Source organism: Pseudoflavitalea sp. G-6-1-2 (assembly GCF_012927185.1).
Classification (GTDB): Bacteria; Bacteroidota; Bacteroidia; order Chitinophagales; family Chitinophagaceae; genus Pseudobacter.
Window position 1 is genome coordinate 535,521 of record NZ_JABBGB010000002.1, and the last position, 20,964, is coordinate 556,484.

A 20,964-nucleotide genomic window follows, 5' to 3' on the forward strand; every position below is an offset into this window, starting at 1 on the left:
ATGAATATTTTAGAAGGTTGCACTAATTGAAAGTGATACTTGTCTTGAGAACGGATAGGTGGTTCCTCTCTCCTGCCGCACCGAAGAGAAATAGAATACATCCGCCATGTTGGCTGCCACCGAAAGTCCCGTCATTTTCATTTTTTTGATGAAGCCGCTTCTGATGTCGTACTGCAGATTCACGTTGTTCAGTGTTACGGTATTTTCGTTCTGTACAAACCGCGAAGTGGCATTGGTAACGCCGGTTTCTTTTAATCCTTTGTAAGTGGCTTTGTCTCCCGGTTTCTGCCAGCGTTGTTCGTACACGCGCCTGTCTACATTGTAATTGTAGTCGCTGTTCTCCACTTTTGTGGCGAGGGTCTGGTTGTAGGTTTGTCCACCTGTGCGATACCCGAACGCGAGGTTTATGGAGAACTCTTTGTAACGGAACATAGTGCTGAAATTGCCGAAGTACTTCGGTTCACTGAGTCCGGAGGCACGCATATCCTTAGGGCTCCAAACATAGGTGGGCTGGCCGTTTCTGTCGAGATACACTTCTCTTCCGGTGCTGGGATCGATGCCAAGAGATTTCACCGCCCAGATCGTTGCAATGGGATTGCCTTCGCGATACAGTGTTGCCGGCGAAATATTCACACTGTCTTCAATGCCTTTCTGCGCTTCTTTCAGCGCATCGGATATTTTTTCGATCTTATTGATATTGCGAACCACTGCTCCACTGATGCTCCAGGTGATTTGTTTCTGCGAGTTGCGGATCACAAAAACAGTGGCTTTCAACTCGAAACCTTTGTTGCTCACCTTTCCGATATTTTCGATGTAACTGTCAAATCCGTTTGAAGCAGGGAGATTGATCGAAGAGATCAGTCCATTTGTGATGCCCACGTAATAATCGGCCGCCATTGCAACACGTTTTTTCAGTATTTCTATCTCTGTTCCGATATTGTAATTCATTTTCTGCTGCCACTTCAGGTTCTTGTTTCCCAAGCTTTGCAGATCGGCGCCGAGCCATCCGTAGTAGCGATCGTTCATGTAATAACCATAGGTAGCCTGCGCCTGATAGGCGTCGAAGTTCTGCGAACCGGTTACACCTACAGAGCCGCGGATATTCAGTCTGGTGATGAAGTCTGAATGAAAGAAAGATTCTTTACTGAGATTCCATCCCAAACCCACAGACCAGAAAGGCGCAAAGCGATTGTATTCCCCGAATTGCGAAGAGCCATCTACACGCATCGATCCTTCCACATAATATTTGCCTGCATAACCGTAACTGAGATTGCTGGTAATCCCTACAGAACGTGCGAGGCTCTCTGTTCCGCCTGGCTTTCCTCCTTCGGTATATTGCAGCGCCATGGAGATATCATCGAACTGAGGATCAACAAAACCCTGCGCACCAAAACTGTAACTGTTGGCTTTCATCTGCCGGATATTGTAATCGAGCCCGCCGAACAAGGCATGTTGTCCAAACTGCCTGTTGTAGCTGAGGTTTACGCCTCCGTCGAAATTGAATCCTTTGTTAACGGTATAACTGTAAGAGCCGCGTTTGAAAATGTCGGCAGTAGTAGCAAACCTGGTGTGTTCGGCAGGGAAGAATTCATCGTTGTTGCCATGACTATCGAAAATGCCGAATCTCGCGCGAAACACCAGATCGGGATTGAGATTCCATTCGGCAGAAATATTGTTGACGATCTGTGTTGACTTACCTGTTCTGAAACTGTTGAGCGTAGCATCGTAGAGCGGGTTCGGAGGCAGTGCGCCGAAACGAAGCGAGTAATCGATACCGGCGCCGGGATCTCCTAACAATTTCAGTGCTCTTCCTCTTGCATCATAGGGAGCCAGGTAAGGATTTTGTTTTGCATACTCAGCGAAGTCGCCGTATGGGGATTCCTGACTATTGCCTGCACTTATCATCAGGTTATTGGTGAAGCGGAAATTTTTGAACTGATACATCAGGCTTACAGATCCGTTGAGAACGCGGCGGAAAGATCCTTTCATTACACCCTGCAGATCGTTCAGCTGAAGCGATGCTGAATACCTGAACTGTGTGGTACCACCGCTGAGACTGAGGTTGTGCCGCTGTCCGATGCCGGTGCGCAATGGTTTCGACATCCAGTCTGTTTCCACGCCCCTGTTCAGTTCGCTGAGCAGGTAATTGTAGTATTGTTTGAGCTTGAGATCTTTCTCAGGTGTTCTGTCGTCGTAATAACCGGTTTTGTATTCGAGGTCCAGTTTCTCACGGGCGTTCAGCAGGTCGTATGCAGTAAGATCGGGCATTTCGATATTGGTATCGAAGCGATAACCAATCTGCAGTTTGCCGGGCTTTGGCACTCTTGTTTTGATCACCACCACACCGTTGGCGCCGCGCGATCCGTAGATGGCCGTAGCCGCGGCATCTTTGAGGATGGTGATGGTCTCCACTTCATTCTGATTGATGTCGAGCAGCTTCTGAAGGGTAGATTCAAATCCATCGAGAATGATGAGTGGCGTGTTCATCCCTACTCTTGTATCATCTTTCAATTCGTTCACATTCGGCAAACTTGAATTACCACGGATCTGCAATTCGGGAAGACGGTTGGGATTGGAGCCCATGGCATTGTTGGCAACGATATTGAACGAAGGATCGATGTTGCGAAGCGAGGTGATCAGATTTCTGTTTCCGAATGCAGCGAGTTCTTCGGAAGTAACAACCGTAACAGCGCCGGTATAACTCGCTTTATTGCGATTGAAGATGCCGGTGTTGATGGTTACTTCGTTCAGTTCGGTTTCTTTGAGTTTCATTACAACAAACAGACTAAGCTGTCCGGCATTCAGTTTGATCTCCTGTGATGTGTATCCGGTGTAGGAAATCAGCACAATATCATTATCACCCACATGCTCCAGTACAAATTCTCCTTTGGCATTGGATTGAGTGCCAGACTTATTTTTCTTCAGAGAGACGGAAGCGCCGCTGAGCGGATTACCACTGGGATCGGTAACTCTTCCGGTGATCTTTTTCAGCGTGTCTGGTGCAATGATATTCAGATCGGGAATGAATTTCCGGTTGATCTTTTCGGAAAGGAAGATGGTTTTTTTTCTGATTTTGAAATCAATCGGCTGATCGCGGAATACAAGCCGGAGGAATTCATCGAGCGGCATGTCTTTCGCTGTAACGGAGACGGGACGTGCATTCTCAAGCAGTTCTTCATTGAAGAAGAAGATATAACCGGTTTGATCTTTCACTGTCTGAAAGATCGATTTCATGGAAACTGATTTTCCCGAGACGGTTACGGCTTGTGCATTCGAGTTCGCGGAGACAGTAAGGCTCGCGGCGAACAAAAGACAACAGAGCAATCTCATAATGCGCAGAGTTTGGGCCGGGAGCCGCACATAAGTGCATAGCCAGCTCCGGGCAGCATTTTTTTGCATAAATTTGAAGCAGTTTTGGTTTGAATAAATCCTTCCAGGGTTTGCATCGATCCAAACATCACCGGAAGTGGTACCAACACTTCCGGTTTGTTTTTATGGATCGTGCAATTGTATCAGAATCTGCAGTTGCAGCAATTCTCAGGTTAAGGCAGAATTACCAGTCGTCTTCCTTTTTCGAGGCGGTAATTCAGTTTCGATTCTTTTAATCCATCGAGCACTTCGGCCAATGTAAGATCGCGTTCCAGTTCTCCGCCGAGGCGCAGATCGGGGATGCCGTTTTCGTATACCACTTCTATATCGTACCAGCGTTCCAGTTGCCGCATCACCTGCTGAAGCGGAACACCATGGAAATTGAAGCGGCCGTTCTTCCACGCAATAATCTTTTCGGTGTCGGCATGTTCGATGCGCTCAATGGCAGACTGGGTAAGGCTTACAGCGGCCTGCTGTCCGGGTTTGAGGATAAGGTCATTCGATTGATCATTGAATATCCGGTTCACTTTGATGCTTCCGCTCAGCAGCGTAGCGTAAATGCCGGACTCATTGCGATAGGCATTGATGTTGAAGCTGGTGCCCAATACTTCAACTTCAGTGGCTGCATCAATTTTTACGAGGAAAGGTTTGTGTGCAAGTTTCGCTACTTCAAAATATACTTCACCCGATACTTCAACGCGGCGCTCATTTTCAGCAAATGATGTAGGATAGCGCAGCGAGCTGGCAGCATTGAGCCATGCTCTGGTGCCATCGGGCAACGTCAGTTGAAACTGCCTTCCTCTGGGAGTTGACGTAGTGTTGTAAAGCACTTCGCCACTGTTGCCATCGTATTGAAGAACGCCGTTCACCACGCGTGCAGTAGCGCCACCCTGCATGGCAATTACACCATTGCGGATACTGTCCAGCGACACGGCAGATCCATCTGCAAGAGTTAGAATAGCGCCTTCTTTTCCGGGATGGATGTCGGCTGCATTGGTAACTGCAAGAGGATCGGGTTTATCATTCCGGATACTCAGAAAATAGATGCCGATGCTCAACGCCAGCAGTAGCGAAGCCGCGGCCCACCACCATTTGCGGAGATACACAATACTGCGCGAAGGCGTTGCATAATAGCCGTTTTCGGGATAAACGATCTTTCTCCATGCCTGCTCCACATCATAATTTTTGAATAAAGGCAGCGGCTCTTCCAGATTTTCCCATTGCCCCTGAAGCAGCGATAGCGCCTCTTCGTCCGCAGCATGCTGCAAAAGCTGATGAAGTTGTTGTTCTTCATCGGCAGTGAGGGTACCGTTCATGTACCGCTTGAATAATTCAGCTAGTGAATGCTGTTGCATAGGCAGTATGGAGAGCGTTTAGAAATAAAGACGCATGCAGCTCGCAGGCGGGGGCCATGGGTGAGCATATATTTTAAAATAAATTTCTGGAGCTGAGAGCAAGTCCAATCCAGAAGCCGAGGATATTGCCGTAGCGGCTGCGCGAATAATCGATGATAGCGGCAATGGCCAGCTTCATGTACTTCTTTACGGTGAGAACACTCAGTCCGGTTTCTTTGGCGATCTGAGCATGCGTAAGTCCCTGTCTCCGGCTGAGCAGGTAAACTTTCTGCTGTTGCGGAGGGAGTTGTGCAACAGCTTCGTCGAGCATGGTGAAGAGTGCATTGGTTTCTTCGGAGGCAGCTGGAGATTCGAATTCAGCCGTATTGGTTTGATTCTCCCACTGCGAAACCAGTTTGCGTTCGCGGATGATTTTGCGCAGCTGATCGAGCGCATAATTGCGGCAGACGATAAAGAGATAACTTTTGAATTTTTGAACCTGAGCGAGAGATTCGCGGCTCATCCAGATCTTGAGAAATACATCCTGCACAATCTCTTCGGAAGTGCTTTGCGATCTGGTGAGCTGATAAACGAAGCTGAGCAGCAGCGGTTGATAGGTGGCCATCAATTCGCGGAAGGCAAATTCATCGCCGGCTGCGGTGCGTTGCAGCAGTTCTTTTTCGGTGTATGTAGGGCCTGACAGCAATGGTTGAGATTGGGGTTGACGGGCGCAAACTATTGCAAATAATTCAAATGACATTAAGAATGTTACTTATTCATCATTTTGCATGCCGGTTTTCTTTTACATGAAAAGTAAAAAGCAGCATTTCCCAAATAGCTGGTCGTTGAAAAAGCAACAACATTTTTTCAGGTCTTCCTATAAAAGCCTGAAGGGCTTCCGCATCAGCAGAAACCCTTCTTGCAACATCTAAATTATTGAACACAATAAAAATTACTCTGCCATTACCGGCGATGGAGCACGTTTGCCAGCGCTCACTCGGCGGGCTGCCGGTGTGGAAGGCTGTGCAACATTGATCCGGTTGAATTTGATGGCGATCCAAACATGATCGAGCGCCACTTCTTCAGATCTCTCAAACCCGGCATCGCAAACGCAGTTCCAGCTGCATGCACGAGTAAGGTCAGTTACGATCTTGGAGGTGGATTTGGGGTATGCAATCCAGAACTTGCCTTCTTCCCTCAAAGCGGGTAATACATCTTTGAGAATACCGCTCAACTGATTTTCGTTCACGGCAAACACCAGTGCGAAATCGATTTTGCGGGCTTTAAGCAATGGAGTAACATTCTTTGCAAAAGATAATTTTACAAACTGTTTCTCGATCGAGGAAGGAAGACCCTGAATCAGTACATTTTTTTCTTCCTGTAGCTGAAGCTTATCTAATAAGTTTTGCGACATGCCTGAGAAGTTTTTTGGTATAGCTAAGGGTTTAAAAAGACGGGATTGCAAAGGTAGTAAAAAAAGGTAATAAGTGAAACTATTTTTAAAACCAAAGGCCCGTGCCAGTTAGACTGGACGGGCCTTTCTTAAAATATGATTAAGTTCTTATATAATTATTTGCCCATTGGTTTATAATACTTAAGGGCCTCAGGCATCATTTCTCTGAGCTTTTGGATACGTGTTGCCTCCGCAGGGTGAGTGCTCAAAAATTCCGGTGGTTTGTTGCCGCCGCTGGCTTTTTCCATGCGTTCCCAGAGGCCAATCGCCTCCTGAGGATTGTATCCCGCCAATGAAGAGAAGATGAGACCGAACTTATCTGCTTCGAGTTCCTGGCTTCTTCCGAATGGCAGCATCACACCAAGATTGGTACCTACGCCGTATGCACTGTTGAAGATGCTTTGTGCTATCGGAGATTTATTGGCGAGCGCAACCGAGAGTGCCTGACCACCCAGCTCAGCAAGTGATGCGCGGCTCATGCGTTCGTTACCATGTTTCGCAAGCGCGTGCGCAATCTCATGCCCCATTACAACGGCAAGCGCCGCTTCGTTCTGAGTGATGGGTAACAGTCCTGTATACACTACAATCTTTCCTCCGGGCATACACCAGGCATTCACTTCTTTCGAATCAACGAGATTGTATTCCCACTGATAACCGGCCAGTTCGGAACCGAGCCCCTTTCCTGTATAGTACTGATTGATGGCCGAAGTAAGGCGCTGCCCTACTCTGCGCACCATTTCAGCATCTTTGCTGGTATTTACAGCTACTACTTTATTTTCTGAAAGAAACTGACGATACTGTTGTAAAGCCATGGTCTGAAGATCTGCGTCGTTGTACAGCGTAAGCTGGTTCTTGCCTGTGATGGCATTCTGACTGCAGCCAACAAGGGAGAGCGCCAGTGCTGCGGCAAATAGTGTTTTTTGCATGGAGGCTTGTTTTGACAAAGTTAGAAAATCAATGATTGTACCAATCAGATAAATATTGATTGAGCCCCTAACCTTGATCAGGTAAAGTGGAATAATTTAACCAAACTGTGGGAAATGTTAATCGGCCTTCTCTTCACGACGACGTGTTTTGCGCCTGTCGCGGTATTTGAGAATAGGCACTTTGCTTTCGCTGCCACGGATAAGGCGGCTGATGTTTTTCTGGTGCGTGAGTATTACCAGCAGCGCTACTGCAATGGCAAATGCCCGGTAAAGAGGTTCCTCAGCCTTGAAAATAAAAAGGATGAATACAGCAAAAGCTACGCTTGCCAGGATAGAGCTAAGAGATACGAAACGGGTCAGATAAAGTACCAGCAGAAAAACGCCTACGCAGCAAACGGCCACCAGTGGCTGAATGGCGAGGATCATTCCAAATAATGTAGCCACACCTTTTCCTCCACGGAAATCTGCCCAGATCGGATATATATGCCCCAATACAGCAGCCAGCCCCAATCCTATCATCAGATTGGTTCTGTCCCACTCATTGGTAAGATAATACGGTAAAAGGAGATAGAGACTTGTAGCCAACACGCCCTTGATGACGTCTATAGCCATCACAAAAGTCCCCCATTTGGGACCAAGAACGCGGAATGTATTCGTAGCGCCGGCATTGCCGCTTCCATATTCGCGGATGTCAATGCCAAAGAAAGCTTTACTGACCCAAACTGCGGTCGGAACAGAGCCTATCAAGTACGCTATTACAATGAGTAGTACCTCTTTCATTGAATAGTTGGGTTGAGTTGGAAAACGAAAATACGGAAAAACCACTCAACTTATTGTATCTCCGGAGAGTAAATCCGTCAAATAAGCTGATTGACTAAGGTTTTCCACTTATCATGAGGGCTATCCAGTTCTGCCTGTCCTTCTGTTCTTCGACCTTTAACATTTCTTTCACAGCCGATGCTTCGATATCCTTTCTGTCGCCGCTTAAAAGCCCGCTCATAATTACAACACCTCCCGGCTTCAAATGTTTGCGCAGATTGGCCATATTAGCCAGCAGCACATTTTTGTTGATGTTCGCCAATATCACATCGAATTGCCTGTTGAGATCGAGCGTATCTGCTTTGAAGAGCGTCGTTCTATTGCAATTATTTACCGCGATATTCTCTTTTGAGTTCTCAATGCTCCAATCGTCGTTATCGAAGGCAGTGACCGTTGCGCCGAGTTTATCTGCGAGTATTGCCAGCACACCTGTGCCCGTTCCGAAGTCGAGCACTTCTTTATCTTGAAAATTCAGTTGGTGCATAAACTGAATCATCATGTAAGTAGTGGCATGATGCCCGGTGCCGAAACTCATTTTCGGTGTGATGATGATATCGTGCTCTACTCCATCGATTGGCTGATGAAAATTTGCACGGATGGCAACGAAATCATCAACCACCACAGGCTCGAAATCCTTTTCCCACTCTGCATTCCAGTTGGTAGGAGGAACAACCTTTCTGGTAACCTCCAGCTCTGCAGGCAGTACTTGTTGCAGTGCCTCTTCACTGAAATCTGTTTCAGGAATAAAAGCATGAAGTGTATCGCCGGCTTCCTCAAAGCCTTCGAATCCGATCTCTGCCAGTTGCGCAACCAGTATTTCCTGTTGTGAAGAAGCAAGTGGTCTGAAAGAGAATTGCAGGTAATTCATGATTGCTGTTTGTATATACCGCAAAAATAGGTGAATTGCCGCTGATGCATTTCAGGAAGTTTACCAGGCCTCCCATCGTTGCGTTCCCAATTACGGAGAGCAGCAGCGGTAGACGTTTTCCGCATTTCGGCACTTCACACAGAATTAATTTGAACCGAACCGCTTCTTCAGTATCTTCATCGTATATACCTGATGGTTATACAATACCACGCACCTTTTCTTCAGTTACACACAATCATTTCCCTTCTTCCCTGAATTGTTTCTTCTAATCCATTGAGATGGTATTTACCCTGACAGCAAGAATGCCTTCAGCAAAGCATTTGACAGGTACTCATTTTCATTAACCATTAAAATGTACAATTATGGGAGTTATCACTTTTTATGAAGGAAACGGCGCCAGCCAGAATATCGTACAGTCTGTGGATGACAGACCAGGCCAGAACTTCAGGCCTGTGAAGAACGATGAGATCAGATCTGCCAAGTTGCAGGATGTAAGAGCGGGATGCGTTATCCGGGTATACGACGATCCCAATGGCGGTACAGGAGACGATTATGCAATCGTAACCGTTAAACAAACCCATCCGGGTTATATCGTTGGTTCGTTTCAGGAGAATGTAGACGATGCCTATGTGAAAGTACAATGGATAAAGGACAATGGTCTCGACGGAAAGATTTCCCGGATCAAGATCGACTAGGAAATAAAAAAAGGGCTGCATCGATCGATGCAGCCCTTCGTATTTTCAAAGCACCACCTACTCTGCAGCAGGAGCGCCATTGCTTTCAGGACGTTTGCCTTCTGGTTTCGGCATCAGCACTTTGCGGCTGAGTTTGAATTTGCCAGTCTTATGATCAACGCCAATCAGTTTCACTTTCACTTTATCACCTTCTTTCAGCACACCTTCCATGCTTTCGAGGCGTTTGTGTGAAATTTCGCTGATGTGCAGCAACCCTTGTTTACCAGGCAGGAACTCAACGAATGCGCCGAATTCTTTAATGCCTTTAACTGTTGCTTCGTATACAGATCCGATTTCAGGAACTGCAACGATACCTTTGATCCAGGAAACAGCTTTATCCAAACCTTCTTTCGCAGGGCTGAATACGCTTACTTCACCGTACTGGCCTACTTCTTCGATATTGATAGTAGTACCTGTTTCGCGCTGGATCTCCTGAATGATCTTTCCTTGTGGTCCGATCACCGCACCGATGAATTCTTTATCGATGAACAGTTTCTCCATGCGTGGAGCATGTGGTTTCACTTCTTCACGTGCAGCTGGCATTGCTTCGTACATGGCGCCAAGAATGTGGAGACGACCTCTGCGAGCCTGATCGAGCGCTTCGCGCATAATGTCCATGCTCAGACCATCTACCTTGATGTCCATTTGTACACCGCAGATACCTTCGCGTGTTCCGGTAACCTTGAAGTCCATATCACCGAGATGATCTTCATCACCCAGGATATCACTCAGGATAGCGTATTTGTTATCGCTTGTACGGGTGATGAGACCCATTGCGATACCAGATACGTGTTTAGGGAAAGGAACACCTGCATCCATCAGCGCCAGTGAACCTGCACATACAGTTGCCATTGAAGATGATCCGTTGGATTCGAGGATATCACTCACCACGCGAACGGTGTAAGGATACTCGTTTCCAGGCATCATTTGCTTCAGTGAACGCATGGCCAGGTTACCGTGACCAACTTCACGACGGCCGGGGCCGCGCATCATTTTCACCTCACCTGTAGAGAATGGAGGGAAATTATAGTGAAGAATGAATTTAGTGTAGTCTGAAGTAGCTGCGCTTTCTACCAGCAGTTCGTCCAGCGGAGTACCGAGGGTTACTGTGGTGAGCGATTGCGTTTCGCCACGGGTAAAGAGTGCAGAACCGTGTGGTGAAGGCAATACATCTACTTCCATGTTGAGCTGACGGATATCGTCGAGCTTACGGCCGTCGAGACGAACACGCTCATCGAGAATTACGTTACGAACGTTTTCCCATTTGAGGTCTTCGAGATATTTCTTAGCCAGTTTCTTTGTAGCATCATCCGCTTCTTCGCCGAGGCTTTCGATCAGTTCTTTTTTCAAAGTATCGAATGCTTCAGAGCGTTCGTTCTTTGCAGAAGCAGAGCGTGCGATGGCAGAGATTCTTTCACCTGCGAAAGTTTTCACTTTCTCCTGCAGTTCTTCGTTCACTACCGGCTTGGTATAGTCGCGTTTTCCGGTGATACCGGTTTTGTCGCGCAGTTCAGCCTGAGCTTTGATCTGAATGCGGATAGCTTCGTGAGCAATTTCAAGTGCTTTCACGAGATCTTCTTCAGCACATTCTTCTGCTTCACCTTCCACCATCATCAGGTTCTTTTCAGTAGCTGCGATGAGGAAGTCCATGTCTGCTTTGGCCAGTTGCTCACGGAGAGGGTTCACAATGAACTCACCATCTACGCGTGCAACACGCACCTGAGAAATGATCTCTTTAATGGGAATATCAGAAACTGCGAGTGCGGCAGATGCAGCCAGGCAAGCCAGTGCATCGGGCATTACTTCTTTGTCGGAAGATACCAGTGTTACCAGCACCTGTACATCGCAGAAATAATCTTCGGGGAATAAAGGACGCAGTGAGCGGTCGATCAGACGGCTTACCAGTACTTCATAATCGTTCAGCTTTCCTTCACGTTTGAAGAAAGAACCGGGAATACGGCCGGCAGAAGCGAATTTCTCATTGTAATCCACTACGAGAGGGAAAAATTCCTGTCCTTCTTTAGGCTCTTTGTTGGCTACTACCGTAGCGAGGATAATGCAGTTTCCCTGACGAACGGTAACAGCACCATGTGCCTGACGGGCCAGCTTACCGGTTTCAACGGTAACCATGCGGCCGCCACCTATGTCAAAGGTCACACCTGTAGGTTGTGAGAGCATAGTAATCTCAATTTAAGACTGTGGTTACAGACAAGGCGGGAAGTTGAAGCTGTAGTACCCTCAGTCTGGTTAAAAACTTAATTTTTCAAATACGCGAAAAACCTTCGGATAAAAAGAACTATTCCCAACCGGTAAAGAGGTTGGGAATTAGTTTATTATCATTATCCGATGGTTATTTTCTGATTCCGAGTTTCTCAATCAGCGCACGGTAACCGTTCAGGTTGTGCTTGCTGAGATAAGTCAGCAGACGTTTACGCTGACCAACCAGTTTCATCAATCCACGGTGAGTAGAAAAATCGTGTTTGTTTTGCTGAAGATGTTTGGAAATGCTATTAATGCGCTCAGTCAGCAGAGCGATCTGGCCTTCGATTGAACCAGTGTTAGCGGCATTACCACCAAATTCTGTGAAAATATCAGCTACTTTTTCTTTTGTTAAGTAAGGCATCTCAATTTTTTTTTAAATGCATCCAAAGATTGCTTCTTCTATAATTTGGCGGCAAAGGTATAGAATTAATCCTGATTTTAATATCTTGCTGCCCTGATTTTTTAAAAATTCCTGAAATCAGGCCCTTTAAAACAATGAGTTACCGCTTTGCTCTTCTCGGCTGCGGCCGCATCGGCGCCAGACATGCTGCACAGATTGCCTCCCATGGCCATCTCGCAGCCGTTTGCGATATTGACCCCTCCAGGGCCTCCGCCCTCGGTGAGCAGTACGGGGCGCAAATTTACCATTCTTTTACTCAATTATTGCAATCGGAAAACATCGATGTGGTGAGTGTTTGCACGCCCAACGGCCTCCATGCCCCCCATTCCATCGAAGCGCTTCAGGCCGGCTGCCATGTGCTCTGCGAAAAACCCATGAGCATTTCCACAGCCAGTGCGCAACTGATGGCCGAAACTGGCCACGTTCGCCCCGAACTGCCCATTGGCACTGCTGCCACACTGTTTACCATAACACTCATCGAACATATCTGCAAAGCATCACCCCTTATCCCATAAATTCCTTATTGTTGCCTGCCAGATGAAGAAACTCTTTTTCACCATTACCAACGATTGCACATTCGATCAGCGCATGATCAGGATCTGCAGTTCGCTGGCGCATGCAGGTTATGATGTAACCCTGATTGGCAGAACCGAAAAGAATTCCATCCCGCTGAAAGAAATGCCCTTCCGCCAAAAAAGGCTGAACTGCCTCTTCAGCAAGGGAAAACTATTTTACATCGAATACAACCTCCGGCTGTTCTTTTACCTCCTGTTCCGCAAAGCAGCGCTCATCTGCGCCATCGATCTCGACACTATTCTGCCCGTAATGGCAGTGTCCCGTTTGCGCGGCATCAAACGCGTTTACGACGCACACGAACTGTTCTGCGAAATGAAGGAAATAGCCACCAGACCTGGCATCTACCGCTTCTGGAAAAAGATAGAAAAAGCCTCCGTTCCTCATTTTGAACATAACTACACCGTAAATACGCCGATTGCCGAAGAGTTTGAAAGATTATACGGGAAGAAGTTTGAAGTGATCAGAAACGTCCCCCTGCTTCGCTCCATTGAAATTCCGGAGAAACCCGAAAGATACATTCTCTATCAGGGCGCAGTTAATGAAGGAAGAAGTTTCGAGACACTCATCCCTGCCATGAAGAAAGTAAATGCCCGGCTCATCATCTGCGGCAACGGGAATTTCATGGAACAGGCCAAACAAATAGCAGCCGATCATGGTTTGGAAGAAAAAATAATATTCAAGGGAAAGCTCGTTCCTGAAGAACTCAGACAGTATACCCGACAGGCATACATAGGCGTAACACTCTTTGATAAAGAAGGCATTAGCAACTATTATTCCCTTGCAAACCGCTTCTTCGACTATTTTCATGGCGGCATACCGCAATTATGTGTAAATTATCCTGTTTACCGCGAAATAAACAATCAGTACCAAATTGCTGTTCTTATTGACGACCTTGAACCAGACACTATCGCCAACCAACTCAATGCACTGCTGAATGACGAAAAACTGTACTCAGAATTACAACAGAACTGCCTCAAAGCAAGAACTGTTTACAACTGGCAGGAAGAAGAAAAGAAACTGATCTCATTTTATTCAAATATTTTATAAGCATTTTGGAAAGGCACTTACATATCGTTTCACTGGATATTCCCTACCCTGTAAATCACGGCGGGTTGTTCGATCTCTTTTACAAGCTGGTGGCATTGCACCAGGCAGGCGTTAAGATTCACCTGCATTGTTTCGAATACGGCCGCACACCGCAACCCGAACTCGAAAAATACTGTGCTTCGGTTCAGTATTACGAACGCCAGTGCGGACACAAGGGATTTTCGCATAAACTTCCCTACATCGTTGCATCGAGATGCAGTGCAGAACTCACTACCAATCTGCTGCAGGACGATTACCCCGTACTGCTCGAAGGCATCCATTGCACGGGCATTCTGCAGGACGATCGGTTCGCCAACCGAAAAATAATTCTCCGCCTCCACAACGTAGAATACCAGTACTACCGCCAACTGGCAGACAGTACCTATTCTGTGTTCAAAAAATTATACTACCTCCACGAGAGCAAACTCTTAAAAACATACGAAGCAGCCATTGCGCATAAGGCCACCGTTATACTGGCCGTTTCCGAGCAGGATGTAGCTACCTACCGCACACAATTCGGTGTAAAGAACATCATGCACTTACCCGTATTCCTTCCTTACTCCGAAATAAAATCGAAGGAAGGCATCGGCTGTTTCTGTCTCTATCAGGGCAACCTGTCTGTAGAAGAGAACGAAAAAGCAGCTCTCTGGCTGATGGAAGAAGTGTTCAGCGAAATACCTGCCGCGCATTTCATTGTGGCAGGCAAAGATCCTTCGCGCAAACTGGAACGTGCAGCCGAAAAGAGCGGCCACACCTGCATCGTAGCCAATCCTTCCGAACAGGAAATGCAGGATATGATCACCAAGGCACAGATCAATATCCTTCCCTCCTTCAACTGCACAGGCATTAAACTGAAACTGCTCAATGCATTGTTCAACGGACGCCATTGCGTAGTGAACGATGCCGCAGTGAAAGACAGCAGCCTCAGCCCTGCATGCCATATCGGAACCAATGCAGAATCTTTCAGACAGCTGGTGGCACAGCTCTATCACAATCCTTTCACGCAGGAAGAAATTGTACTTCGTGAGCAATTGCTGCAACCGGTGTTCAACAACGATCGCAACGCCAAACAACTGGTGAATGTGATCTGGCAGGAAAGAGTGCAGCAGGACTAACACCTAACAAATTCTATCGTCTCACATACAGAAAAAGGCCTTCGCATGAGGGCCTTTTCCGTTAAAATGAAAAAACGGCAAACCTGCTGCAGTAGCGGATTTGCCGTTCCTTAATTCCTGCAGAACAGGAACCGGTATATTTAGCTCATTGAAATCGAAGCGTTGTCGATCACTCTGCCACGCTCTGTACGAACCAGTCTGGCAGGGAATTTATTGATCACGATATAATCATGCGTTGCCATCACAATGGCAGTGCCGTAATCGCGGCTGATCGAAACCAGCAGTTGCATGATCTCATCCGATGTTTCCGGATCGAGGTTACCCGTAGGTTCATCAGCAAGTATCAGTTTGGGGCTGTTGAGCAGCGCACGCGCCACATCCACCCTTTGCTGTTCGCCGCCGCTGAGCTCGAAAGGCATTTTGAAACCTTTGGCTTTGAGACCTACTTTATCGAGTACATCTACAATCTTTTCGTCCATGAGTTTTTCATCTTTCCAGCCGGTGGCTTTGAGAACGAACTTGAGGTTATCGTTCACATTGCGGTCTGTGAGCAACTGGAAATCCTGAAACACCACACCGAGTGTGCGGCGCAGAAAAGGCACTTTCTTCCAGTCCATTGTTTTGAGATCGAAACCAACCACGGAGCCTTCTCCCTCTTTGAGTGGCAGATCGCCATACAGCGTTTTCAGCAGACTCGATTTTCCGGTACCGGTTTTACCAACCAGATACACAAATTCACCACGGTTTACGTGAAGGTTTACATCCTGAAGTACCAGGTTGCTGCCCTGGTAGATATTCGCATGTCTGAGCTCTAAGATTGTATCCTGCATAGGTTAAATTCCGTTATCTGAAACAAATGTACTGAAAGATCACTTTGCTTTCCGTTTTTTAAATGCACGATTGATCCACATGATGATGCCGGTAACCGGGAAAGTTACCCCCAGAATACACACCACCAATGCAATGATCTTGCTCGGCATTCCCCATATCGAACCCACATGCACGGGCTTGAAAGTGCTTCTCACTCTCGATCCCAGGCTTCGTTCGCCCCATGCCATGGTGCCGATCTGCTTTCCGGAATACTGATCGAGATAAACCATATCCGTAGCCGATTCGTGCACGGGATTGCTGCCCAAACTGGAAATCGCAATTGCCTCCGCCGAATCTTTCGGCATCGATAACGAAATATACTTCACATCTTTCACCAGCCCCTTTGCTACTGCATAGGCAGAATCGCAGCCAATCGGCGCCAGTCCTGCTTTGTATTCAGAAGACGGCGGCTTCGGCCCTTTCAGCGGCGAACCGGTTACATGATAAATTCCGTTATTGAACCAGTCGAAACTCCATGCCAGTCCCGTAAATGCAAATATGAAAAGGAAAATGGCCGAGTAGAATCCCAGCACAATATGCAGATCGTGATTGATGCGCTTCCATCCCGCACTCCATTTGAGCTTGAGGCGTTGCTTCAGGATCGCCTTATTCTTCGGCCACCACAATACAATGCCGGTTATGATGATGAAGAGAAAGATCAGCGTGGATACGCCTACGATCATCTTTCCGATCTTTTCGCCCAGCAGCCAGCGATGCAACGCGAACATGGTGTAGAAGAATGTATCCTTGTAGGCATACAGCTCTATCACTTCAGCCGTGTACGGATTTACGAAAGCCTGACTTTTCTTCCCTCCCTGATAACTTACTACAATGGTGCGCGCGGGATCTTCAAACACCTGTATCCGCTGGATCTTAGCCTTCGGCTCGGCTACTTTCACGGCAGCGATCACTTCAGACAATGGCTTGCGAACAGTACCGGGCGTTACTTCGTAACGTTCCTTGTTGAAGCTGTGCATCATTTCTTCTTCGAATACCAGTACGGCACCGGTGAAGCAGGTAATGAGGATCACCACGCCCGCGAGCAGGCTGAGATAAAGGTGTATCCTGCGAAAGAAAATCTTCATACGTTTTTGAGCTTAGTTGCGGAAAGCGGCAAAAAAACGTTTTATGCACGGAGAAACAAAGATTTACAGGCAGAATTCATTTACGGATTCAGGAAATTCTGGCGATTTTACCGGCCGTTGGCAGCGAAATTGTGAATACCGATCCTTTGCCAGCCTCCGAACTAACCGACATTTCCCCTTTATGAAGTTTGATGATCCGGCTGCACAACGATAGTCCCAACCCGAACCCACTCTCCTCCCAGGTATTGCCCCCACGATAAAAAGGCTGGAAGATGTAAGGAAGATCGGCCTCAGGAATTCCCTTGCCATTATCGCTGATGGTGATGATGATGCGCTCCGATTCTACCATCAGTTTCACAAAAGCCTTGTGATCCGATGAATACTTGCAGGCATTCGACACCAGATTCTTGATCGCAGAAAACAGCAACTCTGAATTACCTGATACTATCAGCTGCTCCTCTTTTTCCGGAAGATCATCGAAGGCCAGCGACACACTGTAGGCTTCGTTGAGTTTGCGAACCGTGGCAGGCAACTGCATCAGAATTTCATCGATGCGGAGCTGTTCAATTTCCAGTCCGCCTGCATCGCCCGATGCCTGCGCAAACTCAAGCAGGGTCTGCGTTAGCTTACTGAGGTATTGCACATCCTGATAAACAGATTCCATAGTATTGCGATACTCATCAGCGCCGCGGTTCTTCTGCAAACTCACTTCGAGCTGACTCGAAATGGCCGTGAGCGGAGTGCTCAGCTCATGCGAAGCATTGGCAATAAATCTGCGTTGTATCTCAAAACTCTCCTGCAAACGGTTGAGCAATTGATTGAGCGTGTCCGACAAATAGAACCATTCATCGCGCACTACTCCTGTATTGATGCGTCGCGCGAGATTGCGGGCAGAAATATCTTTGATGTCGTCGGTGATCTTTCGAACCGGACGAAGCAATCGTTCAGAGAAAATGTATCCGGCAACGAATGCTGCAACAACACCACCGAAAAAGCAGGCCCAGAGAATGATCTTTAACTGCGCCAGTTTGGCCAGTCCTTCTTCATCATAAGCCGCTGTAAGTATCACCACATGCAGGTTTGGGCTCGATGGACTATACGCAATGGCATCTTTCTCTCCCGATTTGAAATAACGCGTTTTCTTATGCTGCACTTCGTCGATAATGCCTGGATTGAAGCTGAGCGTATCATTGGGCAGATCGCTGTAATGGTAGATCAGATTGCCTTCCTGATCGTACACATCCATGATCTTTTCTTTCATGGTGAATGCCGTACTCGAATCGATCTTCTGGATCAGTTTCGGATCGAAGATCTCCGGCTGCTGCATCAAACGCGCAGTGGTGATGGCGCGGTTGGTGAGCCTTCGCTTGCTGTCGTGCTCCCGGTTGGTGTAGTAGAAATAGAACACGGCTCCGCAAACCAGCGCCAGCAGCACAAACACGATGCTTCCGAAAAGCGCCGTGATCCTGAGTCTTACGGGCATCATCGTTCCATCGTTTTAAGAATGTAGCCCATGCCTATCTGCGTTTGAATGAGTTTATCAGCATGTTCCTTATCGATCTTGTTGCGGAGATAACTGATGTATACGTCGATGATATTGGTATTGGTATCGAAGTCGATATCCCATACGTTGATGGAAATATCCGCGCGGCTCACCACGCGGTTTTTATTGCGCAGCAAAAACTCCAGCAACTGAAACTCTTTGGCAGTGAGATTGATGGTTCGATTGCCACGTTTCACTTCTTTATTGTCGAGGTTCATTTCTAGATCGCCTGCGCGAAGCAGGTTGCCCACCGGGATCTGCTGCATCATGGTGCGTTTCAGCAGCACATGGATTTTCAGCAGCAGTTCTTTGAACTCGAAAGGTTTTACGAGATAGTCGTCTGCACCGGCATTATAGCCTTCCACCTTATCGTTCAAACGACTCAGGGAAGTGAGCATTATCACCGGAATATTCGGAGAATGCGCGCGGATAATGCGGCAGAGTTCGTATCCGTTGATGCCCGGAAGGTTGATATCGAGTATCACCAGATTGAAGGCATGCAGAAAGAACAGTTTCTCACCGATCTTCCCATCATAGGCCACTTCTGCATGATAGCCGTTCTCGATCAGTCCGATACGAAGGGTATCGGCGATCTTCTTCTCGTCTTCCACTATGAGTATTTTCCTTTCCTCCATACGCAAAGTTACATCGATAAAAATAACCCATACTGCCGCTGCGCCGCAGGCATAGAGCAATTCTAACCACATTCTAATGCCACATTAATCCATGGCTTAGGAGAGAATTTTACTTTTAGAGCTCTCTGATTATGCTGTAGCAATCCCCTGGCGGAATCATTTCCGCCGGGAAATAAAAATCGCGCCAAAATGAAATATACCGCAACTGCCCTTGCTTTGATCTGCAGTACTGCTGCTTTTGCACAACAGTCCGATGCGGCATCACTGATCTATCATCAGCGATATGCCAGCGCCCGCACCATCATCGAATCAGCATTGAAAACAGATGCTTCTAACGCCGGCAACTGGTACCTGCTCACGCAGACATTTCCGGGAACGGACAGCACCGCTGCACTCCGAGCCGCTCTGTCCGCTGCTCCTGATGCTGTAAAAGCCATGCCACTGTTCGAAGTGGGTTATGGTCATCTGCTGCTGAAAGAAAATAAAAAAGACAGCGCAGCCTGGTACTTCAATCGTGCCATCGAAGCCACCAAAGAAAAAGATGCTGCTGTGCTTACCGGTGTTGCCAAAGCACATATCGAAGTAAAGACCGGCGATGTGAATTATGCACTCAGCATGCTCGACAAAGCCATGAAACGCGAGAAGAAAGATCCTGAGCTCTCTGCATTACAGGGAGATGCATGGCGCAGATCCGGCGACGGTACGCAGGCTTACAAAGCCTATTCACAGGCGCTCGACAAAGACAAAAATTATTCAGCTGCACTCTATCAGCTGGGAAAGATATTCGTGGCCCAGAAGAACGATCAGCTCTATGTTGATTATTTTGAAAAGGCCATCAATGCAGATTCCACCTACGCTCCTGCCTACTACGAACTGTACTATCATTATTATTACAAAGATATTCCACGCGCAATGGAGTACTTTCTCAAGTACCGCCATCACAGCGATCCCAGTGCAGACAATGAGTATCAGTTGGCAGACCTGCTCTATCTTTCTAAAAACTATCAGCCTGCTATCGACAAAGCAAAGACCCTGCTCAGTGCAGATCCGGCAAATGCCCGCCTGTACAAGCTTCTGGCCTACAGCTACCTCGAATTCAAAGACACGGCCACTGCCATGCAAACCATGACGCAGTATTTCGCCAAGGGCCACGACAGCACTTATCTGCCCAAAGATTTCGAGACCATGGCAGGACTCTACAGCAAACAATCCGGTAAAGAAGACAGCGCCATTGCTTACTACGAAAAAGCAGCGGCTCATCAATCGGATACCCTCGCCTGTTATGCTTATTACAAAAAGCTGAAAGACCTCTGCAAACAAATGAAGCAGTACAGCAACGAAGCAAAATGGAGCGGAAAATATTTTGCAGGAAATGATCAGGCGAGCAATCTCGATCTCTTCAACTGGGGACTCGCACATTTCAAAGCAGAAGAATTTGTTCAGGCCGATACGGTGTTTGGCACTTACATCGCCAAATATCCCGATCAGGCATTCGGTTACTACTGGCGCGCAAGGAGCAATTCCATGCTTGATACAGCAATGACAGAAGGCACGGCCATTCCGCATTACCACAATCTCATTGCAGTGCTCGAAAAAGATACTGCCAATGCTACCAACAGAAAATGGCTGGTAGAAGCATATGGTTATGTAGCTGCCTACGAAACAAATAAAGAGAAAGATTATCCCGAAGCCATCGCCTACCTGCAGAAGATACTGGCCATCGATCCTGCAAACAAGGATGCACAACGTTATATCTCTGTACTGGAAAAGAATGTAGGTTCCAAGCAACCTGCACCGGGAGGAAAACAATAAAACACCAGTCGGTTATTAAGCCCGAAGAAAAACAGGGTGTTTAGATGAAGAAAGTCCCCGGCTCAGGCCAGGGACTT

18 protein-coding genes are annotated in these 20,964 nt (G+C 47.3%); 5 read left to right on the top strand and 13 right to left on the bottom strand.

Annotated elements, in window-relative coordinates; translation table 11 throughout:
* Positions 1-9: 9 nt before the first annotated feature.
* From HHL16_RS11900 to prmA, 7 genes are all read right to left on the bottom strand, one after another.
* Positions 10-3,234: a SusC/RagA family TonB-linked outer membrane protein gene (locus tag HHL16_RS11900; protein ID WP_169425420.1), complete on the bottom strand. Its 3,225-nt coding sequence runs from the start codon at positions 3,232-3,234 to the stop codon at positions 10-12.
* Between the two features lie 308 nt (positions 3,235-3,542).
* Positions 3,543-4,685: a FecR domain-containing protein gene (locus HHL16_RS11905; RefSeq protein WP_240966103.1), complete on the bottom strand. Its 1,143-nt coding sequence runs from the start codon at positions 4,683-4,685 to the stop codon at positions 3,543-3,545.
* 112 nt (positions 4,686-4,797) lie between these two features.
* The gene (locus HHL16_RS11910; RefSeq protein WP_169425422.1) at positions 4,798-5,463 is read right to left on the bottom strand and encodes an RNA polymerase sigma-70 factor; all 666 of its coding nucleotides are present in this window, start codon (positions 5,461-5,463) and stop codon (positions 4,798-4,800) included.
* 192 nt (positions 5,464-5,655) lie between these two features.
* Positions 5,656-6,117 carry a hypothetical protein gene (locus tag HHL16_RS11915; protein WP_169425423.1) on the bottom strand — a complete coding sequence of 154 codons (462 nt, stop codon included), beginning with the start codon at positions 6,115-6,117 and terminating at the stop codon, positions 5,656-5,658.
* A 155-nt stretch (positions 6,118-6,272) separates the two neighbouring features.
* Complete coding sequence (locus tag HHL16_RS11920) at positions 6,273-7,082, bottom strand: M48 family metallopeptidase (RefSeq protein ID WP_169425424.1); 810 nt, start codon at positions 7,080-7,082, stop codon at positions 6,273-6,275.
* Between the two features lie 117 nt (positions 7,083-7,199).
* Positions 7,200-7,862, bottom strand: coding sequence for a glycerol-3-phosphate 1-O-acyltransferase PlsY (gene plsY, locus HHL16_RS11925; RefSeq protein WP_169425425.1), 663 nt, complete (start codon positions 7,860-7,862; stop codon positions 7,200-7,202).
* Positions 7,863-7,956: 94 nt separating this feature from the next.
* Entirely contained in the window at positions 7,957-8,769 is an 813-nt protein-coding gene (gene prmA / locus HHL16_RS11930; protein WP_169425426.1) for a 50S ribosomal protein L11 methyltransferase, read from the bottom strand.
* Between the two features lie 362 nt (positions 8,770-9,131).
* Between prmA and HHL16_RS11935 the strand changes: the two genes are divergently transcribed.
* On the top strand, positions 9,132-9,464 hold the full coding sequence (locus tag HHL16_RS11935) for a hypothetical protein (RefSeq protein WP_169425427.1): 333 nt from the start codon (positions 9,132-9,134) through the stop codon (positions 9,462-9,464).
* Positions 9,465-9,521: 57 nt separating this feature from the next.
* Here HHL16_RS11935 and pnp read toward each other — a convergent pair whose 3' ends face one another.
* Positions 9,522-11,660: a polyribonucleotide nucleotidyltransferase gene (gene pnp, locus HHL16_RS11940; RefSeq protein ID WP_346766838.1), complete on the bottom strand. Its 2,139-nt coding sequence runs from the start codon at positions 11,658-11,660 to the stop codon at positions 9,522-9,524.
* Positions 11,661-11,853: 193 nt separating this feature from the next.
* Positions 11,854-12,126, bottom strand: coding sequence for a 30S ribosomal protein S15 (rpsO, locus tag HHL16_RS11945; RefSeq protein WP_169425429.1), 273 nt, complete (start codon positions 12,124-12,126; stop codon positions 11,854-11,856).
* 134 nt (positions 12,127-12,260) lie between these two features.
* Between rpsO and HHL16_RS11950 the strand changes: the two genes are divergently transcribed.
* From HHL16_RS11950 to HHL16_RS11960, 3 genes are read left to right on the top strand one after another with little or no spacing between them, the layout of a single operon-like run.
* Positions 12,261-12,680, top strand: a complete 420-nt coding sequence (locus HHL16_RS11950) for a Gfo/Idh/MocA family oxidoreductase (protein ID WP_169425430.1) — start codon at positions 12,261-12,263, stop codon at positions 12,678-12,680.
* A 22-nt stretch (positions 12,681-12,702) separates the two neighbouring features.
* A complete protein-coding gene (locus HHL16_RS11955; RefSeq protein WP_240966105.1) occupies positions 12,703-13,788 on the top strand; it encodes a glycosyltransferase in 1,086 nt (361 codons plus the stop codon).
* Positions 13,789-13,793: 5 nt separating this feature from the next.
* Positions 13,794-14,942, top strand: coding sequence for a glycosyltransferase (locus tag HHL16_RS11960; protein ID WP_169425431.1), 1,149 nt, complete (start codon positions 13,794-13,796; stop codon positions 14,940-14,942).
* A 140-nt stretch (positions 14,943-15,082) separates the two neighbouring features.
* Here the strand turns inward: HHL16_RS11960 and HHL16_RS11965 are convergent, their stop codons facing one another.
* The 4 genes from HHL16_RS11965 to HHL16_RS11980 all read right to left on the bottom strand — a co-directional run bounded on the left by HHL16_RS11965 (position 15,083) and on the right by HHL16_RS11980 (position 19,147).
* The gene (locus HHL16_RS11965; protein ID WP_169425432.1) at positions 15,083-15,772 is read right to left on the bottom strand and encodes an ATP-binding cassette domain-containing protein; all 690 of its coding nucleotides are present in this window, start codon (positions 15,770-15,772) and stop codon (positions 15,083-15,085) included.
* A gap of 39 nt (positions 15,773-15,811) precedes the next feature.
* A complete protein-coding gene (locus HHL16_RS11970) occupies positions 15,812-16,897 on the bottom strand; it encodes a PepSY-associated TM helix domain-containing protein (protein ID WP_169425433.1) in 1,086 nt (361 codons plus the stop codon).
* A gap of 88 nt (positions 16,898-16,985) precedes the next feature.
* On the bottom strand, positions 16,986-18,383 hold the full coding sequence (locus HHL16_RS11975; RefSeq protein WP_240966107.1) for a HAMP domain-containing sensor histidine kinase: 1,398 nt from the start codon (positions 18,381-18,383) through the stop codon (positions 16,986-16,988).
* Entirely contained in the window at positions 18,380-19,147 is a 768-nt protein-coding gene (locus HHL16_RS11980; RefSeq protein ID WP_240966108.1) for a response regulator transcription factor, read from the bottom strand. Before HHL16_RS11980 ends, HHL16_RS11975 begins: the two co-directional genes overlap by 4 nt.
* Positions 19,148-19,264: 117 nt before the next feature.
* Here HHL16_RS11980 and HHL16_RS11985 point away from each other — a divergent pair, with 117 nt between their 5' ends.
* Complete coding sequence (locus tag HHL16_RS11985) at positions 19,265-20,887, top strand: tetratricopeptide repeat protein (protein WP_169425434.1); 1,623 nt, start codon at positions 19,265-19,267, stop codon at positions 20,885-20,887.
* Positions 20,888-20,964 lie beyond the last annotated feature (77 nt).

Excerpts from the sequence above, each read along its gene's own strand:
- HHL16_RS11950 (WP_169425430.1), top strand. The coding sequence starts at position 12,261 with ATGAGTTACCGCTTTGCTCTTCTCGGCTGCGGCCGCATCGGCGCCAGA.
- HHL16_RS11920 (WP_169425424.1), bottom strand. The coding sequence starts at position 7,082 with ATGCAAAAAACACTATTTGCCGCAGCACTGGCGCTCTCCCTTGTTGGC.
- HHL16_RS11910 (WP_169425422.1), bottom strand. The coding sequence starts at position 5,463 with ATGTCATTTGAATTATTTGCAATAGTTTGCGCCCGTCAACCCCAATCT.
- HHL16_RS11905 (WP_240966103.1), bottom strand. The coding sequence starts at position 4,685 with ATGAACGGTACCCTCACTGCCGATGAAGAACAACAACTTCATCAGCTT.
- HHL16_RS11955 (WP_240966105.1), top strand. The coding sequence starts at position 12,703 with ATGAAGAAACTCTTTTTCACCATTACCAACGATTGCACATTCGATCAG.
- HHL16_RS11980 (WP_240966108.1), bottom strand. The coding sequence starts at position 19,147 with ATGTGGTTAGAATTGCTCTATGCCTGCGGCGCAGCGGCAGTATGGGTT.
- rpsO (WP_169425429.1), bottom strand. The coding sequence starts at position 12,126 with ATGCCTTACTTAACAAAAGAAAAAGTAGCTGATATTTTCACAGAATTT.
- HHL16_RS11975 (WP_240966107.1), bottom strand. The coding sequence starts at position 18,383 with ATGATGCCCGTAAGACTCAGGATCACGGCGCTTTTCGGAAGCATCGTG.
- HHL16_RS11935 (WP_169425427.1), top strand. The coding sequence starts at position 9,132 with ATGGGAGTTATCACTTTTTATGAAGGAAACGGCGCCAGCCAGAATATC.
- HHL16_RS11965 (WP_169425432.1), bottom strand. The coding sequence starts at position 15,772 with ATGCAGGATACAATCTTAGAGCTCAGACATGCGAATATCTACCAGGGC.
- HHL16_RS11985 (WP_169425434.1), top strand. The coding sequence starts at position 19,265 with ATGAAATATACCGCAACTGCCCTTGCTTTGATCTGCAGTACTGCTGCT.
- plsY (WP_169425425.1), bottom strand. The coding sequence starts at position 7,862 with ATGAAAGAGGTACTACTCATTGTAATAGCGTACTTGATAGGCTCTGTT.
- HHL16_RS11900 (WP_169425420.1), bottom strand. The coding sequence starts at position 3,234 with ATGAAATCGATCTTTCAGACAGTGAAAGATCAAACCGGTTATATCTTC.
- prmA (WP_169425426.1), bottom strand. The coding sequence starts at position 8,769 with ATGAATTACCTGCAATTCTCTTTCAGACCACTTGCTTCTTCACAACAG.
- HHL16_RS11970 (WP_169425433.1), bottom strand. The coding sequence starts at position 16,897 with ATGAAGATTTTCTTTCGCAGGATACACCTTTATCTCAGCCTGCTCGCG.
- HHL16_RS11915 (WP_169425423.1), bottom strand. The coding sequence starts at position 6,117 with ATGTCGCAAAACTTATTAGATAAGCTTCAGCTACAGGAAGAAAAAAAT.